At 39.1% G+C, this 25,235-nt stretch carries 22 protein-coding genes, 2 pseudogenes and 3 riboswitches; of the genes and pseudogenes, 21 read left to right on the plus strand and 3 right to left on the minus strand.

Going from position 1 to position 25,235, the window contains the following annotated elements; genetic code table 11:
* The first annotated feature begins 215 nt into the window (after nucleotides 1-215).
* From pyrF to lysS, 3 genes are all read left to right on the plus strand, one after another.
* Entirely contained in the window at nucleotides 216-917 is a 702-nt protein-coding gene (pyrF, locus tag SPPN_RS03545) for an orotidine-5'-phosphate decarboxylase (RefSeq protein WP_001206739.1), read from the plus strand.
* 33 nt (nucleotides 918-950) lie between these two features.
* On the plus strand, nucleotides 951-1,583 hold the full coding sequence (pyrE, locus tag SPPN_RS03550) for an orotate phosphoribosyltransferase (protein ID WP_000170920.1): 633 nt from the start codon (nucleotides 951-953) through the stop codon (nucleotides 1,581-1,583).
* 385 nt (nucleotides 1,584-1,968) lie between these two features.
* Nucleotides 1,969-3,459 carry a lysine--tRNA ligase gene (lysS, locus tag SPPN_RS03555; protein ID WP_000102425.1) on the plus strand — a complete coding sequence of 497 codons (1,491 nt, stop codon included), beginning with the start codon at nucleotides 1,969-1,971 and terminating at the stop codon, nucleotides 3,457-3,459.
* Between the two features lie 67 nt (nucleotides 3,460-3,526).
* On the opposite strand, the pseudogene SPPN_RS11855 reads toward lysS, so the two are convergent.
* A pseudogene (locus tag SPPN_RS11855) lies at nucleotides 3,527-4,374 on the minus strand (transposase); the annotation flags it as partial.
* A 77-nt stretch (nucleotides 4,375-4,451) separates the two neighbouring features.
* On the opposite strand from SPPN_RS11855, the gene SPPN_RS03565 reads away from it, so the two are divergent.
* From SPPN_RS03565 to kdpC, 6 genes are all read left to right on the plus strand, one after another.
* Complete coding sequence (locus tag SPPN_RS03565) at nucleotides 4,452-7,085, plus strand: sensor histidine kinase (RefSeq protein WP_000847726.1); 2,634 nt, start codon at nucleotides 4,452-4,454, stop codon at nucleotides 7,083-7,085.
* Nucleotides 7,075-7,800, plus strand: a complete 726-nt coding sequence (locus SPPN_RS03570; RefSeq protein ID WP_000787304.1) for a response regulator — start codon at nucleotides 7,075-7,077, stop codon at nucleotides 7,798-7,800. The genes SPPN_RS03565 and SPPN_RS03570 overlap by 11 nt, the downstream gene beginning before the upstream one ends.
* 299 nt (nucleotides 7,801-8,099) lie before the next feature.
* Entirely contained in the window at nucleotides 8,100-8,177 is a 78-nt protein-coding gene (kdpF, locus tag SPPN_RS11860; RefSeq protein ID WP_007285010.1) for a K(+)-transporting ATPase subunit F, read from the plus strand.
* A 12-nt stretch (nucleotides 8,178-8,189) separates the two neighbouring features.
* Nucleotides 8,190-9,935, plus strand: a complete 1,746-nt coding sequence (locus tag SPPN_RS03575) for a potassium-transporting ATPase subunit KdpA (RefSeq protein WP_000939242.1) — start codon at nucleotides 8,190-8,192, stop codon at nucleotides 9,933-9,935.
* Between the two features lie 8 nt (nucleotides 9,936-9,943).
* Entirely contained in the window at nucleotides 9,944-12,013 is a 2,070-nt protein-coding gene (gene kdpB, locus SPPN_RS03580) for a potassium-transporting ATPase subunit KdpB (protein WP_014017221.1), read from the plus strand.
* A 124-nt stretch (nucleotides 12,014-12,137) separates the two neighbouring features.
* Nucleotides 12,138-12,755: a potassium-transporting ATPase subunit KdpC gene (gene kdpC / locus SPPN_RS03585; RefSeq protein WP_001225808.1), complete on the plus strand. Its 618-nt coding sequence runs from the start codon at nucleotides 12,138-12,140 to the stop codon at nucleotides 12,753-12,755.
* Nucleotides 12,756-13,162: 407 nt separating this feature from the next.
* On the opposite strand, the pseudogene SPPN_RS11870 reads toward kdpC, so the two are convergent.
* Nucleotides 13,163-13,455 (minus strand): annotated as a pseudogene (locus SPPN_RS11870) (hypothetical protein); the annotation flags it as partial.
* Between the two features lie 448 nt (nucleotides 13,456-13,903).
* Here SPPN_RS11870 and lctO point away from each other — a divergent pair.
* The 11 genes from lctO (at nucleotide 13,904) to thiE (SPPN_RS03640) (ending at nucleotide 23,520) form a co-directional block, all read left to right on the plus strand.
* Nucleotides 13,904-15,040 (plus strand): L-lactate oxidase, encoded by a 1,137-nt coding sequence (gene lctO / locus SPPN_RS03590; RefSeq protein ID WP_000120708.1) that lies wholly within the window; start codon nucleotides 13,904-13,906, stop codon nucleotides 15,038-15,040.
* Nucleotides 15,041-15,188: 148 nt separating this feature from the next.
* Nucleotides 15,189-15,277: riboswitch (TPP riboswitch) on the plus strand.
* Between the two features lie 217 nt (nucleotides 15,278-15,494).
* On the plus strand, nucleotides 15,495-16,163 hold the full coding sequence (locus SPPN_RS03595) for a TenA family protein (RefSeq protein WP_000449919.1): 669 nt from the start codon (nucleotides 15,495-15,497) through the stop codon (nucleotides 16,161-16,163).
* Between the two features lie 128 nt (nucleotides 16,164-16,291).
* Complete coding sequence (gene thiM / locus SPPN_RS03600) at nucleotides 16,292-17,074, plus strand: hydroxyethylthiazole kinase (protein ID WP_000202469.1); 783 nt, start codon at nucleotides 16,292-16,294, stop codon at nucleotides 17,072-17,074.
* 1 nt (nucleotide 17,075) lies between these two features.
* The gene (gene thiE / locus SPPN_RS03605; RefSeq protein WP_000468571.1) at nucleotides 17,076-17,705 is read left to right on the plus strand and encodes a thiamine phosphate synthase; all 630 of its coding nucleotides are present in this window, start codon (nucleotides 17,076-17,078) and stop codon (nucleotides 17,703-17,705) included.
* Nucleotides 17,706-17,913: 208 nt separating this feature from the next.
* Nucleotides 17,914-18,002: riboswitch (TPP riboswitch) on the plus strand.
* A gap of 261 nt (nucleotides 18,003-18,263) precedes the next feature.
* Nucleotides 18,264-18,824 carry an ECF transporter S component gene (locus SPPN_RS03610; protein WP_000915282.1) on the plus strand — a complete coding sequence of 187 codons (561 nt, stop codon included), beginning with the start codon at nucleotides 18,264-18,266 and terminating at the stop codon, nucleotides 18,822-18,824.
* The gene (locus tag SPPN_RS03615) at nucleotides 18,825-20,210 is read left to right on the plus strand and encodes an ATP-binding cassette domain-containing protein (RefSeq protein ID WP_000522106.1); all 1,386 of its coding nucleotides are present in this window, start codon (nucleotides 18,825-18,827) and stop codon (nucleotides 20,208-20,210) included.
* Nucleotide 20,211: 1 nt separating this feature from the next.
* Nucleotides 20,212-20,862, plus strand: a complete 651-nt coding sequence (locus SPPN_RS03620; protein WP_000241367.1) for an energy-coupling factor transporter transmembrane component T — start codon at nucleotides 20,212-20,214, stop codon at nucleotides 20,860-20,862.
* 10 nt (nucleotides 20,863-20,872) lie between these two features.
* Nucleotides 20,873-21,562, plus strand: a complete 690-nt coding sequence (tenA, locus tag SPPN_RS03625; protein ID WP_000397189.1) for a thiaminase II — start codon at nucleotides 20,873-20,875, stop codon at nucleotides 21,560-21,562.
* A 5-nt stretch (nucleotides 21,563-21,567) separates the two neighbouring features.
* Nucleotides 21,568-22,092, plus strand: coding sequence for an energy coupling factor transporter S component ThiW (gene thiW, locus SPPN_RS03630; RefSeq protein ID WP_001225551.1), 525 nt, complete (start codon nucleotides 21,568-21,570; stop codon nucleotides 22,090-22,092).
* Nucleotides 22,092-22,895 (plus strand): hydroxyethylthiazole kinase, encoded by an 804-nt coding sequence (thiM, locus tag SPPN_RS03635; RefSeq protein ID WP_001156960.1) that lies wholly within the window; start codon nucleotides 22,092-22,094, stop codon nucleotides 22,893-22,895. The genes thiW and thiM (SPPN_RS03635) overlap by 1 nt, the downstream gene beginning before the upstream one ends.
* Nucleotides 22,888-23,520, plus strand: coding sequence for a thiamine phosphate synthase (gene thiE / locus SPPN_RS03640; protein ID WP_001078227.1), 633 nt, complete (start codon nucleotides 22,888-22,890; stop codon nucleotides 23,518-23,520). Before thiM (SPPN_RS03635) ends, thiE (SPPN_RS03640) begins: the two co-directional genes overlap by 8 nt.
* A gap of 163 nt (nucleotides 23,521-23,683) precedes the next feature.
* Here thiE (SPPN_RS03640) and thiD read toward each other — a convergent pair whose 3' ends face one another.
* The gene (thiD, locus tag SPPN_RS03645) at nucleotides 23,684-24,475 is read right to left on the minus strand and encodes a bifunctional hydroxymethylpyrimidine kinase/phosphomethylpyrimidine kinase (protein ID WP_000221735.1); all 792 of its coding nucleotides are present in this window, start codon (nucleotides 24,473-24,475) and stop codon (nucleotides 23,684-23,686) included.
* 83 nt (nucleotides 24,476-24,558) lie between these two features.
* Nucleotides 24,559-24,656: riboswitch (TPP riboswitch) on the minus strand.
* Between the two features lie 183 nt (nucleotides 24,657-24,839).
* On the opposite strand from thiD, the gene SPPN_RS03650 reads away from it, so the two are divergent.
* Entirely contained in the window at nucleotides 24,840-25,235 is a 396-nt protein-coding gene (locus tag SPPN_RS03650) for a CopY/TcrY family copper transport repressor (protein ID WP_001167219.1), read from the plus strand.

A 25,235-nucleotide genomic window follows, 5' to 3' on the forward strand; every position in this document is an offset into this window, starting at 1 on the left:
ATAGTACTTTAGTGACTAGTTTTTACTTGACAAGTACTAGTAGAAATAATAGAATAATAGAAAACCTTTAAAGCAGTCCAGAGAGGCAGCTAAGGTTAGACGGTGAAAGGGTGGAGACTACCCATTTTTCGTGGAACCTTGCTGTTGGCAGGTTCCTTTTTTCGTGGCTTCTGTTGGCCAGACTCTCTCACTAGCAAAGGTAAAAGGAGAAACCTATGCGAGAACATCGTCCAGTCATTGCTCTTGATTTTCCTAGTTTTGAGGCGGTCAAGGAATTTTTAGCTCTTTTCCCAGAAGCGGAAAGTCTTTATCTCAAGGTAGGGATGGAGCTTTATTACGCAACGGGGCCTGGGATTGTGTCCTACCTGAAAGGCTTGGGTCATAGTGTCTTTTTAGATCTCAAGCTTCATGACATTCCCAATACAGTCAAGTCAGCCATGAAGGTCTTGTCTCAGCTTGGTGTCGATATGACTAATGTCCATGCGGCTGGTGGTGTAGAGATGATGAAGGCGGCGCGTGAAGGTCTTGGGAGTCAAGCCAAATTGATCGCTGTAACTCAGCTCACATCAACGTCAGAAGCTCAGATGCAGGAGTTTCAAAATATCCAAACCAGTCTGCAAGAGTCTGTGATTCACTATGCCAAGAAGACAGCTGAAGCTGGCTTGGATGGTGTTGTTTGCTCGGCTCAGGAAGTACAAGTCATCAAGCAGGCTACCAATCCAGATTTTATCTGTCTGACACCAGGGATTCGTCCAGCTGGTGTTGCAGTTGGAGATCAAAAACGAGTCATGACACCTGCTGATGCCTATCAAATCGGCAGTGACTATATCGTAGTGGGACGTCCCATTACCCAAGCTGAGGATCCTGTTGCAGCTTATCATGCCATCAAGGATGAATGGACACAGGACTGGAATTAAAGAACTAGATTAGAAAAATAAAAGGAGAATACCATGACACTTGCTAAAGATATCGCTAGCCACCTCTTGAAAATCCAAGCCGTTTACCTCAAACCAGAGGAGCCTTTCACTTGGGCCTCTGGTATCAAGTCGCCGATTTATACGGACAACCGTGTGACACTTGCCTATCCAGAGACTCGTACTCTCATTGAAAATGGTTTTGTGGAAGCTATCAAAGAAGCCTTTCCTGAGGTTGAGGTGATTGCAGGAACTGCAACAGCAGGGATTCCACACGGAGCTATTATTGCTGACAAGATGAACCTGCCATTTGCCTACATCCGTAGCAAACCAAAAGACCACGGAGCTGGTAATCAAATCGAAGGTCGCGTAGCTCAAGGTCAAAAAATGGTAGTGGTTGAAGACCTTATTTCAACGGGTGGTTCTGTTCTTGAAGCCGTAGTAGCAGCTAAACGCGAAGGAGCAGATGTACTTGGAGTTGTAGCGATTTTTAGTTACCAATTGCCAAAAGCAGATAAGAACTTTGCAGATGCTGGTGTGAAATTGGTGACGCTTTCTAACTACAGTGAACTCATCCACCTAGCCCAAGAAGAAGGCTATATCACGCCAGAAGGACTCGACCTTCTAAAACGCTTTAAGGAAGACCAAGAGAATTGGCAAGAGGTGTAAAAAATCAAAAGACTAAAAGGTTAAAAATTATACTATTCTGTCATATCAGGTGTATGAATGACAAGATTCAAGTTGTTAATGTTTTTTACGTCAATTGTTTCAGTTTTAGATTTGCTTGGCTTGCTCTTATATAAAAAGTAGCACACGTCATGAAAGTTACAAGGGTTAAAGTATAATCCATAAATATTGTCAGATCCCTTTTCTGATATTTTGGAATTTCTTGCTTATCCCAGTCTTTTCAGTGATTTGGCTCAGTAATCTTAGCGTCAAGTTCTTTTTAGTTTTGAAAGATTATCCGTGAATTTCTTGCTTATTTATGATAAAATGGGAGTATCGCAAAAAATGACTCATCGTATTCAATTTTGAGTAAATCTAGGAGGATCCCATGTCAACAGAACATATGGAAGAACTAAATGACCAGCAGATCGTTCGCCGTGAAAAAATGGCTGCGCTCCGTGAACAAGGAATCGATCCCTTTGGAAAACGCTTTGAACGCACTGCAAATTCACAAGAATTAAAAGATAAATTTGCTGACCTTGATAAAGAACAATTACATGATAAAAACGAAACAGCTACTATCGCAGGACGCTTGGTAACCAAACGTGGTAAAGGTAAAGTAGGTTTTGCCCACCTTCAAGACCGCGAAGGCCAAATCCAGATCTACGTTCGTAAGGATGCTGTCGGTGAAGAAAACTACGAAATCTTCAAAAAAGCAGACCTTGGTGACTTCCTTGGTGTCGAAGGCGAAGTGATGCGTACAGATATGGGAGAACTCTCTATCAAGGCTATTCACATCACACACTTGTCTAAGGCTCTTCGTCCTCTACCAGAGAAATTCCATGGTTTGACAGACGTTGAAACAATTTACCGTAAACGTTACCTTGACTTGATTTCTAACCGTGAAAGCTTTGAACGCTTTGTCACTCGTTCAAAAATCATCTCTGAAATCCGTCGTTACCTTGACCAAAAAGGTTTCCTTGAAGTGGAAACACCTGTTCTTCACAACGAAGCTGGTGGTGCCTCTGCCCGTCCATTTATCACCCACCACAATGCCCAAAACATTGACATGGTGCTTCGTATCGCGACTGAGCTTCACTTGAAACGCCTTATCGTGGGTGGTATGGAACGCGTCTATGAAATTGGCCGTATCTTCCGTAACGAAGGAATGGATGCTACTCACAACCCTGAGTTCACTTCTATCGAAGTCTACCAAGCTTATGCTGACTTCCAAGACATCATGGACTTGACGGAAGGCATTATCCAACATGCTGCTAAATCAGTTAAAGGCGACGGCCCAGTCAATTACCAAGGAACTGAAATCAAAATCAACGAACCATTCAAACGTGTTCACATGGTGGATGCTATCAAAGAAATTACTGGTGTCGATTTCTGGCAAGACATGACTTTGGAAGAAGCCAAAGCTATCGCTGCTGAGAAGAAAGTTCCAGTTGAGAAACACTACACTGAAGTTGGCCACATCATCAATGCCTTCTTTGAAGAGTTTGTTGAAGAAACCTTGATCCAACCAACCTTTGTATATGGACATCCAGTAGCTGTATCTCCACTGGCTAAGAAAAATCCTGAAGACCAACGCTTTACTGACCGTTTCGAGCTCTTCATCATGACTAAGGAGTACGGCAATGCCTTTACTGAGCTCAACGACCCAATCGATCAGCTTAGCCGTTTTGAAGCCCAAGCTAAAGCCAAAGAACTTGGTGACGATGAAGCGACAGGCATCGACTACGACTACATCGAAGCCCTTGAATATGGTATGCCACCAACAGGTGGTTTGGGAATCGGTATCGACCGTCTCTGCATGCTCCTCACGGATACAACTACTATCCGTGATGTATTGCTCTTCCCAACAATGAAATAAACGCTTATCCTCTGGTACTTGTCAGAGGATTTTTGGCTCTTTGTCAACTGTAGTGGGTTGAAGTCAGCTAAGCTCGAGAAAGGACACATTTCGTCCTTTCTTTTTTGATGTTCAGAGCGATAAAAATCCGTTTTTTGAAGTTTTCAAAGTTCCGGAAACCAAAGGCGTTGCGTTTGATGAGATTATTGGTTGCTTCTAATTTGGTGTTAGAATAGTGTAGTTGAAGGGAGTTGACAATCTTCTCTTTATCTTTGAGGAAGGTTTTAAAGAAAGTCTGAAAAAGAGGATGAACCTGCTTAAGATTGTCTTCAATAAGTCCGAAAAATCTGTCAGGCTCCTTATTCTGAAAGTGAAAAATCAAGAGCTGGTAGAAATCATAGTGGTGTTTCAAGTCTTCTGAATAGCTCAAAAGTCTATCTAGAATCTCTTTATTGGTTAAGTGCATACGAAAAGTAGGGCGATAAAAACGTTTATCGCTGAGTTTACGACTATCTTGCTGGATGAGCTTCCAGTAGAGCTTGATAGCCTTGTATTCATGAGACTTTCGATCCAATTGATTCATGATTTGGACACGGACACGACTCAGATGTTGCACAATGTGAAAACGATCAAGAACAATTTTTGCATTAGGGAGTGAAACAGTCTGGGAGACTGTTTCAGCCTGAGCCTAGAAATTCGAAAGCGAAGCTGTTTAGCCAAGTCATAGTAAGGACTAAACATATCCATAGTAATAATTTTGACGCGACATCGGACGGCTCTATCATACTTAAGAAAGTGATTACGAATGACAGCTTGTGTTCTACCCTCAAGAACAGTGATGATATTGAGCTTGTTAAAATCTTGCGCAATGAAACTCATCTTTCCCTTGGTGAACTCATACTCGTCCCATGATATAATCTCAGGAAGGCTATTGTAAAAAAAATAAAATTAGGTTATAATGACTTCTGATAAATGATTTTACTACAAAAGGTTGGGTTAACTAAGGTGATGTTATGAAAACAGGGGCGTTAAGAATTTATTTTGGTTATGCTGCAGGAGTTGGAAAAACCTATGCTATGCTTAGAGAAGCGCAGCGAGCTCAAAAAGCTGGAGTAGATGTGGTAGTAGGTTACATTGAACCTCATAATCGACCTGAGACTATGGCTTTACTGATTGGTCTTGAGCAATTATCTCCTAAAACAATAAAATATAAAGGTATCACCTTAAATGAGTTTGATATTGATACTGCTTTAAGGCGTCAACCACGCATTATTTTAGTGGATGAATTGGCTCATACTAACTGTTTTGAGTCACGTAATAAAAAGAGGTACCAAGATATTAAGGAACTGCTTTATGCAGGGATTGATGTCTATACTACTGTAAATGTCCAACATATTGAAAGTTTAAACGATGTGATTGAAGCTATTACAGGGATTCAAGTTAATGAGATAATTCCAGATGCTATTTTTGATCAGGCTGATCAGATTGAACTTGTAGATATTGACCCATCAGATTTACTTGAACGATTGGATAAAGGAAAAATTTATTCTAAATCGCAAGCTAAATTGGCCAAGCGTCACTTTTTTACTGAAGAAAAGTTAATATCTTTGAGAGAAATCGCTTTGCGCAAAGCAGCTGATCAGATTAATGGAAGTGCTTTTCGAGGAAAAAAAGTTAAAGATAGTATTGTGACCAAGGAACATGTCTTGGTCTGTGTGTCACCCTCTCCCTCCTCTTCACATGTCATTCGCGCTGCTTCAAGATTAGCAAGTGCTCTTAATGCAGACTTTACAGCCCTGTATATTGGTAGTTTAGATAGGGAACTGACTAATCAGGAGTTACATCAGAACTTGGAATTGGCAGAGCGGTTGGGAGCTAAGGTGACAGTTATGGATTATAATAATGTGACCAAGCAGATTGCTGATTACGCAAAATTGAGCCGTGTTTCTAAGTTAGTAGTCGGAAAAAGTGGCTCCAGAACTATTTGGCCTAAAGAAAATATTGTGGAAGTTCTTAGTAAGAATGTTCCTGATTTGGATATGTTTGTAGTCCATAATACTAGAGGAAAAAAAGAGACTTCGGTTGGTAAGCTCTCGTTGCCTTCTTGGTTTTCTAAATGGCAATTTTCTTTCAGTGATTTGGTTAAAACACTGGTGGTATTGTTGCTAGTAACCTTAACAGGTCTTTTATTTCGTTTCTGGAATCTCAGTACCAACAACATTATAATAATATATATATTAAGTGTTCAAATAAATGCTGTTTGGACAAAAGGAAAACTTTATAGTGTGATTTCTTCTATTTTATCAGTTCTTTGTTTTAATTACTTTTTTGTGGCCCCCTACTACACTTTTACTTCTTTTAATCCTACTTATCCTATGACTTTTGCTATTATGTTAATTACTGGTCTGATTACTTCTAGTCTCATAAAAAGGATTCAAGAGCAGGCAAGATTATCTACTGAAAAATCTTATCTAACAGAGTTGTTACTACAAACAAATAGAGGATTATCTCAGGCAGACTCTATTCCTTCCATTTTAGAAGAACTAGCTATTCAAGTCAAAAAATTATTGAATAGTGATGTGGTGATTTATCCTGTAACAGGTGGTACTTTGGAGACGCCGAAATATTTCCCTACCAGTCATTCTTTGAGGACCTTAGCTGATTACTATCAGTACAATGAGCGAGGAGTGGTTGAGTGGGTTTTATATAATAATAAACAAGCTGGAGCAACAACAAACACCTTGTCTGCTGCTAAATTTCTGTATTTATCTGTCAGAGGTAAAGATTCTGTTTTTGCTATTATTGGTATTTTAATAGAGGATAAAACAATGATTGACCTGTTTGAAAAATCTGTTATTCTAACTGTTTTAGGAGAGGCATCCTTGGCATTAGAAAAAGAAGCATTACGCGAAGAACAACAAAAAATGGAACTTAAAATACAAAAAGAACAGTTAAGGGTTGATTTGTTAAGGGGAATCTCACATGATTTGAGAACTCCACTTACAAGCATATCAGGTCAGTCTAAATTAATGATGGAGACGGGGGGAATCATGGAGAAACAGCGTATGATAGAATTAGCTGCCTATATTTACGATGACTCTATGTGGTTGATTAATCTGATTGAAAATTTATTGTCAATTACTAAATTGGATAATGATACTACTCTTTCATTAAGAATAAATGTTTTCGATGAGTTGATTGAAGAAGCTTTGAAACATGTGGATCAACATATTAAGAATCATGACTTTGTTTTAATTTTATCAGATGATTTATTAATAGCTAAAATGGATGCTCCCTTGATTGTGCAAGTACTGGTTAATATCATTAACAATGCAGTTAAATATACGCATGAAGGATCTTTAATTACATTGACGAGTAATAGAAAGGATCAGAACCTGGTGGTTGAGGTTTCTGACGATGGTCCTGGTATTAACGATCAAGCAAAAGAAAAGATTTTTGACCTTTTTTATACATCAGAAAATTTGGCATCCGATGGTAAAAGAGGCCTAGGTATAGGACTATCTTTATGTAAGAGTATTATTACAGCACATGGGGGGACTATTTACGTCCATGACAATACTCCTAAAGGAGTTATCTTTGGATTTACACTACCACTAGCGGAGGTGAATGTATTACATGAAAAATGAAAATGTTAAGATTTTAATTTGTGAAGATGACTCTTCCGTTAACAGACTTTTATCCTTAGCAATGGAAGTTGAAGGTTATCATTATGTATCAGTTCGGACTGGAGAGGAAGCTTTGCGTCAGATCATTTCGCAATTTCCAGATTTATTATTATTGGATTTGGGTTTGCCAGATATGGATGGTAAAGACATTATTGACAAGATTCGTAGCTTTTCACAGCTACCTGTTATTGTTGTTAGTGCACGTGGAGAAGAAAGTGACAAGATTGATGCACTTGATGCTGGGGCAGATGATTATTTGACGAAACCCTTTAGCATTGATGAGCTTTTCGCTCGGTTAAGAGTTAGTCTTAGGAGGTCAAAGCAGATTAATCAACAAAGTGACGGTAATTCTGAAAAATCATCTTTTACTAATGGCTGGCTACATGTTGATTTTTTATCTAATCGTGTATTTGTTAATAACCAAGAAATTCACTTAACCCCGATTGAGTATAAGTTGCTTTGTCTTCTATCAGAGAATGTTGATAGAGTGTTGACTTATCGTTTTATTGTCAAGGAAATTTGGGGATATTATGAGGAAGATTTTTCTGCTTTGAGAGTTTTTGTTAATACATTGCGAAAAAAAATCGAATTAGGATTGGGTTACTCTAAAATGGTTCAAACTCATATTGGTATCGGTTATCGTATGATTAAGATTGAAAATTATGATGACAAATAATCCAAAAAGAATTTTATTCACCTGATTTGTAATTTCTTGGCAGCTATTTGAAACAAGTCTTAGGATAGGTTGTCTTAGGTTATTTTAGGAGACAATCTTTATATAATCTTTATTTTATATCCGTAATCTTTATATCATTTTTATACTTTTCGTGGTAGAATGATTATATTCTTGAAGGAGGATACAATGCTAGTAGATTTCATAATGTTTCTAGTTTTATTTTTTATTTTTTTGTTAATGATTGGTTTTATTGTTTGGTGTGATAAGCACCTTAAAGGTGATTAGAGGGAGAGTGTACTATGATAGTATTAGGAATAATTTTTGGTTTATTAATCTGTTATTTATTTTATGCTCTGTTACACCCGGAGAGATTTTAGGAGGAATGTGAGATGTTACAAATCATATTTGTCTTAGTACTGGCTTGTATTATTATATTACCAACTGGAAAGTATCTTTACCATATAGCTAGCCAGCAAAAAACTTTTGCAGATCCCATTATGGATCCTATTGATAGGTGGATTTATAAGTTGCTTGATGTGGACAAAAAAGGAATGACTTGGAAGGAGTATGCTGTAGCCCTTATTTTAACTAATGCTGTTATGGCTCTAGTGGCTTATGTAATCCTAAGAACACAGGCCTTTTTCTTTTTGAACCCCACCCGTGTTGGTTCATTAGAATCAAGCCTGAGTTTCAATACAGTCATATCTTTTATCACCAATTCTAATTTACAAAATTATGCTGGTGAGAGGGATTTGTCTTTTTTTAGTCAGATGGTTGTCATTACTTTTATGATGTTTACCTCAGCTGCTTCAGGCTATGCTGCTGCTATGGCTTTTATCAGAGGTGTATCAGGCAAGTATCAAGACATGGGGAATTTCTATGTTGACTTTGTTCGGGTGATTACTCGAGTGTTGCTTCCTTTTTCAATAATAGGCTCTTTGTTACTTATTTCACAGGGGGTTCCCCAAACACTATCAAAAGAGTTATATGCGACTACTTTGGAGGGCAATTTACAAGGTCTTATAATGGGACCGGTCGCTTCTCTTGAAATTATTAAACACTTGGGAACCAACGGTGGTGGTTTTTTTGCAGCAAATTCAGCAACTCCCTTTGAAAACCCTAATGTAATCACAAATATTATTGAAATGCTATCTATGATGTTGTTACCAGGTTCTATGGTAGTTGTTTTTGGTCATATGGTTTCATCTAGGAAAAAGGAAGATCATCCCTTTGAATCTGTACAGAAAGTTTCTTATAAGTCCACTAAATCTACGTTTATTAAACTAGGAGGACAGGCAAGACCGCTTCTGATTGTTATGCTATTCTTATTTTTTGTTGGTTTATCCATTATTGTTTGGTCAGAAAGTAGAGGAAATCCTGTCTTGCATCAATTGGGTTTGAATCAATCAATGGGAAGTATGGAAGGTAAAGAAGTTAGGTTCGGTATTCCAATGTCTGGTCTGTTTACAGAAATAACAACGGCTTTTACAACGGGTTCCGTGAATAATATGCACGATACTTTGACTCCTCTAAGTGGTGGAGTAGCTATGATTAACATGATGCTCAATGTTATATTTGGCGGTAAAGGTGTAGGAATAATGAATATGATGCTGTACGTTCTTCTTACTGTTTTTATTTGTGGATTAATGATTGGGCGTGCACCTGTTTATTTAGGAAAAAAAATTGAAGGTAAAGAAATGACTTTAATTGCTTTAGCCATCATGGTTCACCCTATGATTATTCTAGGTTTTTCAGCAGTAGCTGTCTCATTGCCAGCAGGATTTAACAGTGTTACCAATCCAGGATTTCATTCTTTATCACAAGTGATTTATCAATTTACCTCAGCTTCTGCTAACAACGGATCGGGATTTGAAGGACTAAAAGACAATACTTTATTCTGGAATATATCTACAGGATTAGCTATGTTTTTTGGACGCTATGTGACTTTGATTCTTCAGCTATCGATTGCTGGTTCGTTAATGACTAAGCAACATGTGAATGATTCCCTAGGTTCTTTAAAAACAGATACGGGGACTTTTGCCATTATTTTAGGTGTAATAGTGTTGATTATATCAGCCTTAACTTTCTTACCAGTCCTTGTACTAGGACCTTTAGCTGAATTTCTAACTCAATGAGGTTTATTATGATTTCAAAGAAAACTTACTTTCTGACACAAAAGATACTACTCAGTTCCCTTAAAGGAGCGGTCGTAAAACTTCGCCCTAGTTACATGATTAAAAATCCAGTAATGTTTGTAGTTGAAGTTGGTTTTGTTCTGACCTTCTTTTTAACAATTATCCCCGTTGATGCTCAACAAGATAGCCAAAGTAGTCAATTGTATAATGGCATAGTAGCAGTGATCTTATTTTTAACTTTATTATTTTCTAATTTTGCTGAATCCATTGCGGAAGGAAGAGGAAAAGCACAGGCTGAAAGTTTAAAAAAGACGCAAGAAAATATGACAGCTAGACGACTCTATTTTGACAATGATGGTCAGACCCTTCTTGAAGAAACTATTGAGGCCACAGCCTTGCAAAAAGGAGATATCGTTCTGGTTAAGGTAGGAGAATTAATTCCTGGTGACGGTGAAGTTATTGAAGGAATTGCTTCTGTAGACGAATCAGCTATTACAGGAGAGTCAGCTCCGGTGATCAAAGAACCTGGTGGTGATTTTGCTTTTGTAACAGGAGGGACAACTCTTGCTAGTGACTGGCTTAAGTTGAAAATGACCTCACGTGCTGGAGAGTCTTTCTTGGACAAAATGATTTCCTTGGTAGAGGGTGCTTCTCGGCAAAAAACCCCTAATGAAATTGCCTTGAATACTTTGCTAGTCAGCTTAACAATTATATTCTTAATGGTAATTGGAAGTTTGTACCCGATTGCTAGCGCTTTGCACATAAAGATTACAGTTACTACTCTTGTGGCATTGACCGTATGTTTAATTCCAACAACAATTGGAGGTCTGCTGTCAGCAATTGGAATTGCAGGTATGGATCGCGTTACACGGTTTAATGTGATTGCTATGTCAGGAAAAGCAGTGGAGTCTAGTGGTGATGTGGATACTATGATTTTGGACAAAACAGGAACCATTACCTTTGGAAATCGTATGGCTGCTCATTTTGTTCCTGTAGATGGTGTTAGTCAAGAGTCTTTAATAAGAGCAGCTATGCTAAGTTCTCTACAGGATGATACACCGGAAGGAAAATCAATTGTTAAGCTTGCTAAAGAATATGGGGCAAGTATTCCTCCTATTTCTGAAGATATGACCTTTATTGATTTTACTGCTCAAACACGAATGAGTGGGATAGACTTTGTTGATGGGGGAATGATACGTAAGGGTGCCACAGATGCTATAAGTCGCTATATTAAAGGTAAAGGTGGTGTGATTCCGAAAGATTTGAAGTCTATCAGTGAAAGAATTGCTTCAGCTGGGGGAACTCCACTGGCAGTAGTGGAGGGGCAGAATATTTTGGGAGTGATTGCTCTCAAGGATACCATCAAACCAGGTTTAGTTGAGCGTTTTGCTCGCCTACGGGCAATGGGAATTAAAACTATTATGTGTACCGGTGATAATCCTCTTACCGCTGCGACCATAGCTCAAGAAGCAGGCGTTGATAGCTTTATCGCTGAATGCAAGCCAGAAGATAAAATTGAAGCTATTAAAAAAGAACAACGCTTAGGAAAAGTTGTTGCGATGACAGGAGATGGGACTAATGATGCCCCAGCACTAGCTCAGGCAGATGTCGGTATTGCTATGAATTCTGGAACAAGTGCTGCTAAAGAAGCTGCTAATATGGTGGATTTAGATAGCGATCCAACCAAGATTCTGGATATCGTTGAAATTGGAAAGCAATTATTAATGACGCGAGGAGCTTTAACCACTTTTTCAATTGCTAATGATATTGCCAAATACTTTGCCATTATTCCAGCTATTTTTATGCCCAGTATCCCCCAAATGCAATCGTTAAATATCATGTCATTATCAACGTCTTCCAGCGCAATTTTATCGGCTCTGATTTTCAATGCCATTATTATTCCTCTTCTAATTCCGATTGCGATGAAAGGAGTTTCTTATAAGCCTCAAAGGTCAGAAAAAGTTTTGGCTCATAACATGCTGATTTATGGTTTGGGTGGAGTCTTCATCCCGTTTATTGGAATTAAAATCATTGATATGAGTATTACTCCATTATTGTATCTATTGGGTTTATCCTGATAAGATTAGTTTAATATAATATAATATTTAGAGGAATAAGATTGAAACTTATCTACATTGCTTTACGTTTAAAAGAATCAGTGTCTTTTCCTTGGGTTGAACATGAAAGGAATGAATAACAATCATGAGAAAAATATTTATACATATCAGACGTTCTGTCCGACTAAGTCTTTTATTTGGGGCGGTTTGTGGATTATTTTACCCTTTGCTGATTACCGGATTAGGGCAGTTTATTTTTCCTGTTCAAGCCAATGGTAGTCAAATTAAGCAGGATGGGAAGCTTATTGGATCGGCTTTAATTGGGCAAGAATTTTCGTCAGCTGCTTTTCTGCATGGTAGACCATCTGCTATTCAGTATAATACTTACCTTAGCGAAGGAGACCCAAGTGGACAAAGGCGGGATATTACTTCTGGTTCCCAAAATCTGGCTCCTAGTAATCCTGAACTAAAAGTACGTGTTCAAAAGGAACTGTCTCTTCTCATAGAAGAAAACCCAACTATTTCAATCAGAGATATCCCTGCTGATTTGGTAACAACATCGGCTTCGGGATTGGATCCAGAAATCAGTCCAGAAAGTGCTAAACTACAACTCCCCCGTATTTCTAAGACAACAGGTATTAGCTTGCCTAGACTGGAAGAAATCATTGACAAGCATACAGTAACAAAAATTTTTGGATTTCTAGGTGAAGATAGGGTGTCTGTGTTAAAAGTTAACATCGATATTATGAAGGAACTAAACTAACACCGCTGTAAAAGTTATACGGGTATTATTGCAAGTAATTAGTAGTGAGAGGTACGCCTATTACAAAAAAAGGGATAAAAAAGAACTCTTACTTCCTAGACTATATAATCTGATGAGTATCTTACAGATAGAGAAAGGAAGTTGGCATTTATTTATGAACTACTTTTAGCTGGTTTGAGATTTGTGACAAACTCATTTCACTGAAGAATTGTCAATCGAAAGTGATGATGTCCCAAAAAAATGGTGAGATTGAGGGCAATTATTTTGATTTTATTTGATACGAGGAACCCTTGAAGCTGTTTTGTCAAATGAAATGCTTGTCTTAGACTCCTTGCTTTCTCTCTCCTAAATGTAAGGGATAGAGTGATTTCCTTTAAGGAACAGCTTCCCATTTAGCGAGAAATAGATTATACTTGTAGCTGAGGAGAATCAAGCTCCTCACTAGTAAACTCTTCATAATCCTTTTTATTTTTCTGAAGATATTGTTTGAAAGATGTGAGTTTCCACGGATGGGTTTGTGGAGGGATATACTTGCGTCTTTCTTTTTTTGTTCTGGTTCTGGTTCAAAGTTTTTCGAATAGAGTTCATGAACTAGTAGCTCCTTTGTGTGATAGATCTTGTCAGCGATATTGAGGTAGATGTCACCGTCAACTTCTTTTATAACGAATGCTTTCGTCTTTCTGCTGAAATAGACTTCTTTTCCTTTCTGTTGATAGGCTAGTAGCAGACGATTGCTTTGTCTTTTAGAAAGGTTCAGTTCGAATGGGCTATCTTGAAAAAGAAAGGAACAGATTTATTAAGGGAAGTCCCAACTATTTTTGAATGTTTGGAACGCTTTTTTAAAACTAAATAACTGATATAAGTCCATAGGCCCTATTAGAGGATGTTCTGGTGTCTTATTTACTTGTTTTTTATAGCATTAGTAGATAGAATCAGCAAATAAAAAAGTAGTTCAAATGCCTGGCAGCAAAAAATCTCAACGATTCACTTAATATAGACTAAAGTTTAGAGTTTAAGGAAAGTAGGGCTAATATATTGTATGAAAAATAAGATTGTTTTTAAGCAAAACTCTTGAAAATGATTGAAAAAAGAGTTATTATAGATGTATAGTAAAAAGCAAACGCTTACTTAATCAAGGAGGACAGTTTATGTCATACAAAACAAGCAATGCAGAAGGGCATGTAGATTTCATTAATACCTATGATTTGGAGCCAATGGCGCAACAAGTGATCCCTAAAGCAGCATTTGGCTATATTGCTAGTGGGGCAGAAGATACTTTCACTTTAAGAGAGAATATCCGTGCCTTTAACCACAAACTCATCGTTCCACATACGCTTTGCGATGTTGAAAATCCAAGTACAGAGATTGAATTTGCAGGTGAAAAACTATCCTCACCAATCATTATGGCGCCTGTTGCGGCTCATAAATTAGCGAATGAACAGGGTGAAGTGGCGACTGCGCGTGGTGTGCATGAGTTCGGTTCTCTTTATACAACCAGTTCTTACTCTACTGTTGACCTTCCAGAGATTTCTGAAGCCCTTCAAGGGACACCTCATTGGTTCCAATTTTACTTTAGTAAGGATGACGGTATCAACCGCCACATCATGGACCGTGTGAAGGCTGAAGGTTATAAAGCGATTGTCTTGACGGCAGATGCTACTGTAGGGGGCAATCGTGAGGTGGATAAGCGTAATGGTTTTGTCTTCCCAGTTGGCATGCCGATTGTTGAAGAATACCTGCCAGAAGGTGCTGGTAAATCAATGGACTTTGTTTACAAATCAGCTAAACAGCGCTTGTCTCCACGCGATGTAGAATTTATCGCTGAATACTCTGGACTTCCTGTCTATGTCAAGGGACCACAATGCCGTGAGGACGTTGAGCGTTCACTTGCTGCGGGAGCTTCTGGTATCTGGGTAACCAACCACGGTGGTCGTCAAATCGACGGTGGACCAGCTGCTTTTGACTCGCTTCAAGAAGTGGCAGAAGCAGTTGATAGACGTGTGCCAATTGTCTTTGACTCTGGTGTTCGTCGTGGTCAACACGTCTTTAAAGCCTTGGCTTCAGGAGCAGACTTGGTAGCTATTGGTCGCCCTGCTATTTATGGTTTGGCTCTTGGTGGTAGTGTTGGTGTGCGTCAAGTCTTTGAACACTTGAATGCGGAATTGAAGACAGTTATGCAATTGTCTGGAACTCAGACCATTGAAGATGTCAAACACTTCAAACTTCGTCACAACCCATACAACCCAACCTTCCCAGTTGACCCTCGTGACTTAAAATTGTATTGATAAAAGAGATTGCCTCCACTGAATGTGGAGGTTTTTCTTCGTGTATTGGAAGAATAAATCGCTATCAAAAACTATATAAAGATATTTTTCGGTCAAATATCTTGCTAGGGCTTTCAATTTCTGTTATAATGATCTAGTAATTAAATAATAAAGACATTTGGGGTGCTTTAGGCTGAGATGATACCCATTGAACCTGATACAGTTAAGACTGGCGAAGGGAAATGTGAACAGTTTTTTTCGTATGGTGAAATGAACGGTCTAATCTTGTAAGTCAACTCTAATTCTTGATTGTAATTGGAGTTTTTTTGTTTATATAAAACTGGGTAGGCTTGTTTAGGTAGCTCTCTGCAAATGCCCTCGGTGTTCTTTAAAAGGATCAAGTGAAACTAGGATTTTACTTGGTATCTCTTGGTGTTTTATTGATTACTAAGGAGTAAAGAGAGGAAAAATAAATATGGAAACACAGGTTTATGCATTTCAGCCAGGTTTGACTGTTGGAGAATTATTAAAAAATAGTCAGAAGGATTGGCAGGCTGCAATCAATCATCGTTTTGTCAAGGAACTTTTTGCGGGGACAATTGAGACTAAGGTCTTAAAAGACTACCTAATTCAAGATTATCACTTCTTTGATGCCTTCTTATCCATGTTGGGTGCTTGCGTAGCCCACGCAGACCAGCTTGAATCCAAGCTTCGTTTTGCCAAACAACTAGGCTTTCTTGAAGCAGATGAAGATGGCTATTTCCAAAAGGCTTTCAAAGAGTTAAACGTATCTGAGAATGACTATCTAGAAGTGAGCTTGCACCCTGTAACAAAAGCCTTTCAGAATCTAATGTACTCGGCAGTGGCTTCATCAGACTATGCCCATCTTTTGGTCATGCTGGTCATTGCAGAGGGTCTCTATTTAGACTGGGGTTCTAAAGATTTGGCTCTTCCTGAAGCCTATATTCATTCGGAATGGATCAATCTCCACAGAGGTTCTTTCTTTGCAGAGTGGGTTCAATTTCTGGTTGACGAACGCAATCGTGTCGGAAAAGGTCGAGAAGATTTGACAGAACTTCAGCAACGCTGGAATCAAGCGGTCGCTTTAGAATTAGCCTTTTTTGACATTGGTTATGATGCCTAGAGAAAGTTCAGGATACTGACAAATTTGACGAGGTAAATCATTCAATGTAACTGAAAAAAATTCTCAACTAAAGATAGAGATAAATCGAAATCAGTAGATCGTATAAAGTGAAAAGGAAGGAATTCAATATGACAAGTTTAAAATTATTAAAAGAAAAAGCACCTTTGGTCATTTGCATCACCAATGATGTAGTAAAAAATTTCACAGCAAATGGATTAGTAGCACTGGGTGCGTCACCAGCTATGAGCGAGTACCCAGCAGACTTAGAAGATTTATTAAAATATGCTGGAGGATTATTGATTAACATTGGGACTTTAACGGATGAAAATTGGAAGCTGTATCAAGAGGCACTAAAAATTGCTGAAAAATATAATGTCCCTGCAGTATTAGATCCAGTAGCTTGTGGAGCAGGAGAATATAGAAAAAAAGTAGCAGATGATCTAATCAACAATTATAAACTAGCAGCGATTAGAGGAAATGCTGGCGAGATTGCCTCTTTAGTAGGAATAGATGTGGCATCTAAAGGAGTAGATAGTGCGGGCGTAGATAATATTGACGAAATTGCTCTAGCAGCAAATGAGAAGTTCAATATTCCAATAGTAGTAACAGGTGAAGTGGATGCCATTGCTGTTAATGGAGAAGTGGTAACGATTCATAATGGTAGTGCTATGATGCCGAAAGTCATTGGGACAGGATGCTTATTAGGAGCTGTAGTAGCAAGCTTTATCGGACTAGAAAAAGGTCAAGAATTGAAATCATTAGAAACAGCAATGTTGGTTTACAATATCGCTGGAGAAATAGCAGAAAAACGTCCAAATGGACATCTTCCTGGGACATTTAAAGTTGAATTTATAAATGCCTTATACGAGATTACAGATGAAGATGTAAAGGAATTCAAAAGAGTGAAGTAAGATGTTTCATAAAGAATTACTAAAACTATATTTTATTTGTGGAACGACTACTTGCCAAGGAAAAAATCTATATAGAGTCGTTGAGGAAGCCTTAAAAGGTGGTATAACCTTATTTCAATTTCGAGAAAAAGGGGAGGGAGCCTTAGAAGGTAAAGAAAAAGTCGAATTAGCAATTAAACTACAGGATCTTTGTAAAAAATACAATGTTCCATTTATCGTTAATGATGATATTGAGTTAGCATTGGAAATAGATGCTGATGGCGTACATGTAGGTCAAGATGACCTTGGTGTTGATGAAATTAGAAAATTGATGCCAGATAAAATAATTGGTCTTTCTATAAGAAACGAAGAAGAATTTCAACAATCAAAAGTTGAATATGTAGATTATGTAGGTGTTGGGCCTGTATTTGATACCCAGTCAAAAGATGATGCTGGTGGTGCTATAGGTTATGAAGGTCTTGAATTGATGAGAAAACTATTGCCACAAATGCCTTTAGTTGCAATTGGTGGGATACAGACGAAACATATTAAAGACATTATAAAGACCAATGTTGACGGCGTTTCAATCATTTCGGCAATATCGTATGCAAAAAATATAGAAAAAACTGTTCGGGAAATGAGTGAACAATAGATATCTATCCTTGGATTCTAAGTAAGTAGGATTTTCCTTTTTTAAAAAGCTATGTCTAGATTCAGCTTGAATGGCTAATTCATCAAACAGGTCATTTGTTTTTTGCAAAAGAAAGATCTGCTGTCTTTGTGAGTGCAAGGCTGTATTTCCAGTTCAATTTCTTGAACTAGTATAAAATGTGTGTTATAATAATCACATAATTAAATAATAAAGGCATTTGGGGTGCTTTAGGCTGAGATGATACCCATTGAACCTGATACAGTTAAGACTGGCGAAGGGAAATGTGAAATGTTTTTTTCGTATGTCGAAAAGAACTGTCTAATCTTGTAAGCTGAACTCTAATTCGTATCTGTAATTAGAGTTTTTTCTTTTACGAAACTGGATGAAGATGATATAGTAGATTGAAATAAGATGCGAACAAATCAATTAGAAAATTCAAATTAATTTCTAGAAATATTTTAGCATTCCTGTGTACTGTTCTAAATTCAATCTGCTATACAAAGTATTTAGGTCGGTCTTCTTGAGTGCCCCACTTTTCTTTTAAAAAAGGAGTTTTTTATGTTGAAAAAATGGCAGTTAAAAGATGTTATCTTGCTTGCTTTCTTGTCTATCTTTTTTGGTGGGGTTTTCGTTGGTTCAGGATATGTGTATAATATTCTCAGTCTACTCTTAACACCTCTTGGTTTGCAGGCCTTTGCCAATGAAATCCTCTTCGGTCTCTGGTGTATGGCTGCGCCCATTGCTGCCATCTTTGTTCCGAGAATCGGAAGTGCAACGATTGGAGAAGTGCTAGCTGCGCTTGCTGAAGTCCTTTATGGTAGCCAATTTGGTCTAGGAGCTCTTTTGTCTGGCTTAGTTCAAGGTTTGGGAAGTGAATTTGGTTTTATCGTAACTAAGAATCGCTATGAAAGTTGGCTCTCTCTAACTGCTAATAGTATTGGGATTACGCTTGTTAGCTTTGTCTATGAATACATTAAGTTAGGTTACTACGCCTTTTCCCTTCCGTTTGTCCTTTCCTTACTTGTGGTACGTTTTATTTCTGTTTATTTCTTCTGTACCATCTTGGTTCGTGCCATTGTCAAACTCTATCATCAGTTTGCAACTGGAGGAAAAGCATAGATGGGTCTGGAACTACGAGCGATTCAGTCCCCAATCTTCTCTGAGCCGTTTGATTTTACTTTTCATGCGCAAGCCTTTACCTTGTTAGTTGGGAGCAGTGGTTCAGGAAAATCCAGCCTTTTTCAAGTCATTGCCCAAGTCAGTTCTCTTCCCTATAGTGGTCAAGTCCTGATAGATGGGAGCGAGGTCAGTCAGCTTTCTATCATCGCACGTGTCCAGAAGGTTGGCATTCTCTTTCAAAATCCCAATCATCAATTTACCATGGAGAACTTGTTTGAGGAGCTGATTTTCACCTTGGAGAATATCGGCTATCACCTTCAGGAAATTGATTCTAAAATAGCAGAGGTTGTCCAGCAATGTCGTTGCGAGGCAATCTTACACCGTCCCATTCATCACCTATCAGGTGGGGAAAAGCAAAAAGCAGCGCTGGCTGTCCTCTTTGCCATGAATCCTAGGGTCTATCTCTTGGATGAGCCCTTCGCTTCCATTGACCGCAAGAGCAGAATCGAGATATTGGAGATTCTAAAAGAGTTGGCTCTTGATGGGAAGACAGTTATTTTGTGCGACCATGATTTATCTGACTATAAAGCCTATATCGACCATATGGTTGAGCTAAGAGACGGAAAACTAAGGGAAGTGTTTCAAATCCCTACCTCTGAGATGACACAGGTTGCTTCAAAGGAAGTTGCTTCTAGCCCGGAACTGTTCCATATGGATCGAACGACTTGTGAGCTAGATAAGCGTCCCCTCTTTTCGATTGTGGATTTTACATTTTACCAAGGAATTTCCTGTATCTTGGGTGACAATGGTGTCGGGAAATCAACCCTCTTTCGGTCTATTCTTCAATTTCAAAAGTATAAGGGGCGCATTACCTGGAAGGGGACAGTCTTGAAAAAGAAAAAGAGTTTGTATCGTGACCTGACGGGTGTTGTTCAGGAAGCTGAAAAGCAGTTTATCAGGGCCAGTCTGCGAGAGGAACTTCAATTAGATGGACCTGATTCTGAAAGAAATCAGCGTATTCTTCAAGCCTTACGATATTTTGATTTGGAGCAGTCACTCGATAAGAGTCCCTATCAATTAAGTGGTGGCCAGCAAAAGATTCTTCAGCTCTTGACCATCTTGACTAGTAAGGCTTCCGTGATTTTGCTAGATGAACCTTTTGCAGGTTTGGATGATAGAGCCTGCCATTATTTCTGTCAGTGGATTGTGGAGGAGAGGAATCAAGGAAGAAGTTTTTTGATCATTAGCCATCGTTTAGATCCTTTGATCTCTGTGGTTGATTATTGGATTGAGATGACTAGTCAGGGTCTCAGTCATGTGAAAGAAGTGACCATTGCCAAACCACTCACATCTCAGAGTAGCAATACTCAAGGGGAGGTGAGATAGTATGGTCAAAGTAGCAACCCAGACACCAATTATCAGTCTCTTCTTGCTGATTTTATCCTTGGAAACATCTTTCATTCCTTCGATTGCTCTGAATCTTTCGGTAGTCGCATTTTGTATTCTCTTTATGCTCTATTACCGTCGATTTAAAATGTTAGCTTGGATGATCATACTTGCCATTTTACCATCTTTTGCCAACTACTGGGCAGTTCAGTTACACGGAGATGCTTCACAGGCAGTCATGCTTGGAACGAGGGCCTTTGTGACCGTTTGTATTGGCCTTGTCTTTATTTCTTCTATTTCCCTAAAAGAGCTTCTCTTGTACTTGGCTCAAAAGGGGCTATCACGGTCATGGGCCTATGCCTTGATTGTGGTATTCAATTCCTTTCCCCTTATCCAGAAAGAAATCAAATCCCTCAAAGAAGCTTGCCTATTACGCGGTCAAGAACTACATTTTTGGTCGCCCTTGATTTACAGTAAGGTTTTGATGACGGTCTTTAGGTGGCGCCATCTTTACCTGAGAGCTCTATCGGCGCATGGATATGACGAACATGCACAGTTGAAGAATAACTATCGGACTTTTTATATTCCTAAAAAAACAAAATTAATCTACCTGCTTTTCTTTTTATTGCTTCAAACCAGTCTATTTTTATAAAGGAGTTATTATGGAATTTACAGATATTGCGATGGAATTATCCAAGGAAGCTTGGCAGGCCTCCTTTCATCACCCCTTTGTTTTACAGTTGCAAGAGGGAAATTTAGCCCCTGCCATTTTCCGCTATTACCTGATTCAGGATGCCTACTATCTGAAGGCCTTCTCGGAAATCTATCACCTTTTGGCTGATAAGACTTCAAACCAAGAGATGAAAAGGCTCTTGAAACAAAATGCTCAGGGTTTAGTGGAGGGTGAGTTATTCATCCGCCAACAATTTTTCAAGGAATTGGCAATCAGCGACCAGGAAATGGAGCAACATCCAATCGCTCCAACCTGTTATCATTACATTTCACATATTTATAGGCAATTTGCAGAGCCGAACTTAGCCATTGCCTTTGCAAGTTTGCTGCCTTGTCCTTGGTTATACCATGATATAGGCAAATCACTTAATCTTAAACCATCACCAAATCCTCTCTACCAACAATGGATTGAAACTTATATTACGGATGAGTTAGAGCAGCAGATCAGAGAGGAGGGAGCGCTGGTCAATCAACTCTATCGAGAAAGTGACGAGACAGACAGGAAAAAAATGCTAGATGCCTTCCACATCAGTGTTCATATGGAAGCCAAGTTTTGGGAAATGGCCTACCAACACCAGACATGGAAGAGCGATTTACAGTCTTTAGAAAAAGGAGAATAATAAACATGAGAAAGCACCAATTACAAGTTCACAAATTAACCATTTTATCTATGATGATTGCCCTTGATGTAGTCCTTACACCTATCTTTCGGATTGAGGGAATGGCACCGATGTCCAGTGTAGTCAATATTCTAGCAGGAATCATGATGGGACCTGTTTATGCCTTGGCTATGGCTACAGTGACAGCTTTTATCCGTATGACAACTCAAGGGATTCCACCTTTAGCTCTTACAGGAGCAACTTTTGGAGCCCTCCTGGCAGGTCTCTTTTATAAGTATGGTCGAAAATTTCATTATTCCGCTCTAGGAGAGATTGTGGGAACAGGTATTATTGGTTCTATTGTTTCCTATCCTGTTATGGTACTCTTTACAGGATCGGCTGCTAAGCTTAGCTGGTTTATCTACACTCCTCGATTTTTCGGAGCAACCTTGATTGGTACAGCGATTTCCTTTATTGCTTTTCGATTTTTAATCAAGCAGGAATTCTTTAAAAAAGTGCAGGGATATTTCTTTGGTGAAAGGATAGAATGATGCAGGAATTGATAAATCCTTTTCCTCTGGAAACGAGTTCTCTTATTCACTGTATGACCAATGAGATTTCTTGTGAGATGCTGGCAAATGGGATTTTGGCTCTGGGATGCAAACCTGTCATGGCAGATGATCCCCGTGAGGTTCTTGATTTTACTAAGCAAAGTCAGGCTCTCTTCATCAATTTGGGGCATTTGTCAGCTGAGAAGGAAAAAGCAATCCGCATGGCAGCCTCGTATGCAGCTCAAGTTTCTCTTCCAATGGTAGTAGATGCGGTTGGCGTAACGGCTTCCTCCATTCGTAAGAGCTTAGTTAAAGACCTCTTAGACTATAGCCCAACGGTCCTTAAAGGAAACATGTCAGAAATTCGAAGTCTTGTTGGCTTAAAACACCACGGCGTTGGGGTCGATGCGAGTGCTAAAGATCAAGAAACGGAGGATTTGCTTCAAGTCTTGAAAGACTGGTGTCAGACCTATCCTGGTATGTCATTCTTAGTCACTGGCCCCAAGGACCTTATCGTTTCGAAGAATCAGGTTGCTGTATTGGAGAATGGCTGTGTAGAGTTAGACTGGATAACAGGGACAGGAGACTTGGTTGGAGCCTTAACAGCTGTTTTTCTCAGCCAAGGAAAGACTGGTTTTGAAGCTTCTTGCTTAGCAGTCTCTTATCTCAATATCGCTGCTGAGAAAATAGTTGTTCAAGGAATGGGATTGGAAGAATTTCGTTACCAAGTACTCAATCAGCTTTCGCTCCTCAAAAGAGATGAAAATTGGCTAGATGCCATCAAAGGAGAGGTTTATGAATAGAGAAGCACTTAGACTATATCTGGTAACCAATCGTTATCAAGATTCCGTGGAAAGCTTTCTTGCAAAAGTTGAGACGGCCTGCCGTTCAGGGGTTACCATAGTCCAATTGCGAGAAAAAAATCTCACAACCAATCAATATTATCAGCTGGCAAAACAAGTCAAGGAAATAACAGATGCTTATCAGGTACCCTTGATAATCGATGATCGGTTGGATGTTTGTCTTGCGGTTGATGCAGCAGGTCTGCATATCGGAGATGATGAATTACCAGTTTCGGTTGCCCGACAAGTCTTGGGACCTGATAAAATCCTAGGTGTCACCGCTAAAACGGTTAAAAGAGCTCTGGAAGCGGAGAAATCAGGTGCAGATTACTTGGGGACAGGAGCCATTTTCCCAACCACCACCAAGGAAAATGCGCCCATTACTCTGATATCGACCTTGAAAACAATTTGCCAAACGGTCGCCATTCCAGTAGTTGCTATTGGCGGCTTGACATCAGAGAATATTGATCAGCTTATGGACACGGGTATAGCTGGTGTAGCTGTAGTGCGTGATTTGATGCAGGCAGAAGATATTGAGGCAAAAACGCAAGCCTTTTTAACAAAGTTGCATGACATTATTTCCTAACTAATACTCAATGAAAATCAAAGAGTAAACTAGAAAGCTAGCCGCAGGTTGCTCAAAGCCCTGCCTTGAGGTTTCAGATAGAAGCTGACGTAGTTTGAAGAGATTTTCGAAGAGTATAAAAACTCTCTAATTCCCTTAAAGTGGGAACTAGAGAGTTTTTTTCTTAATCTTTAAAACTTGTATGGTTGACTGGGCCAGAACCATGACCGAGTTGAGGGGCGTCTTGGATGGCTTTCGTGATAAAGGCCTTGGCCTTATCAACTGCCTGGTAAAGGCTCTTTCCCTTGGCTAGTTCAGCCGTAATCACTGCAGCAAATGTACATCCAGTACCATGGGTGTGACAGGTTTGAATTCGTGGGCTTTCCCAGACAAATTGATCATCCTTGGTAAAGAGGAAATCTTTAGCACCACCTTCGAGATGGCCACCTTTGATGACCACAGACTGAGGACCAAATTCTTTTAAAATCAGGCGACCAGCACGCTGCATGTCTTCGGGGTCATGGATTGAAAAACCAACAATCTCTTCTGCCTCAGGAAGATTGGGCGTGATAATGGTTGCAAGGGGAAGCAGGTTTGTTTTGAGATAGTCTCTAGCAACTGAGTCGATCAAGGCATCTCCGCTAGTCGCTACCATAACTGGATCTAAAACATAGGGACAATCCAGCTTTTTAAGATAGGGCTGGATGATTTCCATGATTTCGGTAGTTGCCAACATCCCAGTTTTTACAGCCTGAGGTGGAATATCAGAAAAGACACTGTCCAATTGGGCTTTCAACATTTGAGGAGAAACGTGCTCGATCAATTGAACACCTCTGGTATTTTGAGCGACAAGACTGGTTACAACAGCCATTCCATAGACATCTCTAGCTTGGAACGACTTTAAGTCAGCCATAATGCCAGCACCACCACTAGGGTCAGTACCTGCAATGGTCAAAGCAACGGGTAAATAAGTCATCTAAAACCTCCCAACCAACTGAAGTTTGTATTCTTAAGAACAAGCTAATCTGTTTCAGGAAGGCAATAGAAGACTGCTAGTCCCCATTATCATTTCCACTTCCATCAGCTAGCATTACCTAGATTGAGTCAAAGGGTCTAACAGTCGTTAATCTCAGCTTTACGCACCCCTAGTGGTTGTTTTCTTTTTTCTTTAGTATAGCATATTTTTATTGTTTATATACTAATATTTGACTGCAAATCGTTTTTCAAATGATTAAAATCCTATTTTTCAAATAAAATATTGATTTCATAATTGACAAATGTAGACTTTAGGAGTATACTAAGAAACATAATTGACAAATGTAGATTTTGGAGGTGTGATGATGCAGATTTCAGATGCAGAATGGCAGGTCATGAAGATTATTTGGATGCAGGGGGAGCAGACCAGTACGGATTTGATCAGGGTTCTGGCGGAGCGGTTCGAATGGTCCAAGTCAACCATTCAAACTCTTTTGGCTCGTTTGGTCGAGAAAGAGTGTTTGACTCGGAAAAAAGAAGGCAAGTCCTTTGTCTATTCAGCCCTTTTAACTTTGGATCAAAGTCGGGATTTACTTGTCCAAGATATCAAGGACAAGGTTTGTTCCCGTAGGATTAAGAACTTGTTGGCTGATTTGATTACTGAATGTGATTTTACTCAGGCTGACTTAGAAGACTTGGAAGCTGTGATTTCTGAGAAGAAATCAAACGCTATGACAGAAGTAAAATGTAATTGTATGTAA

Source organism: Streptococcus pseudopneumoniae IS7493, assembly GCF_000221985.1.
In the GTDB taxonomy this organism is placed as follows: domain Bacteria; phylum Bacillota; class Bacilli; order Lactobacillales; family Streptococcaceae; genus Streptococcus; species Streptococcus pseudopneumoniae.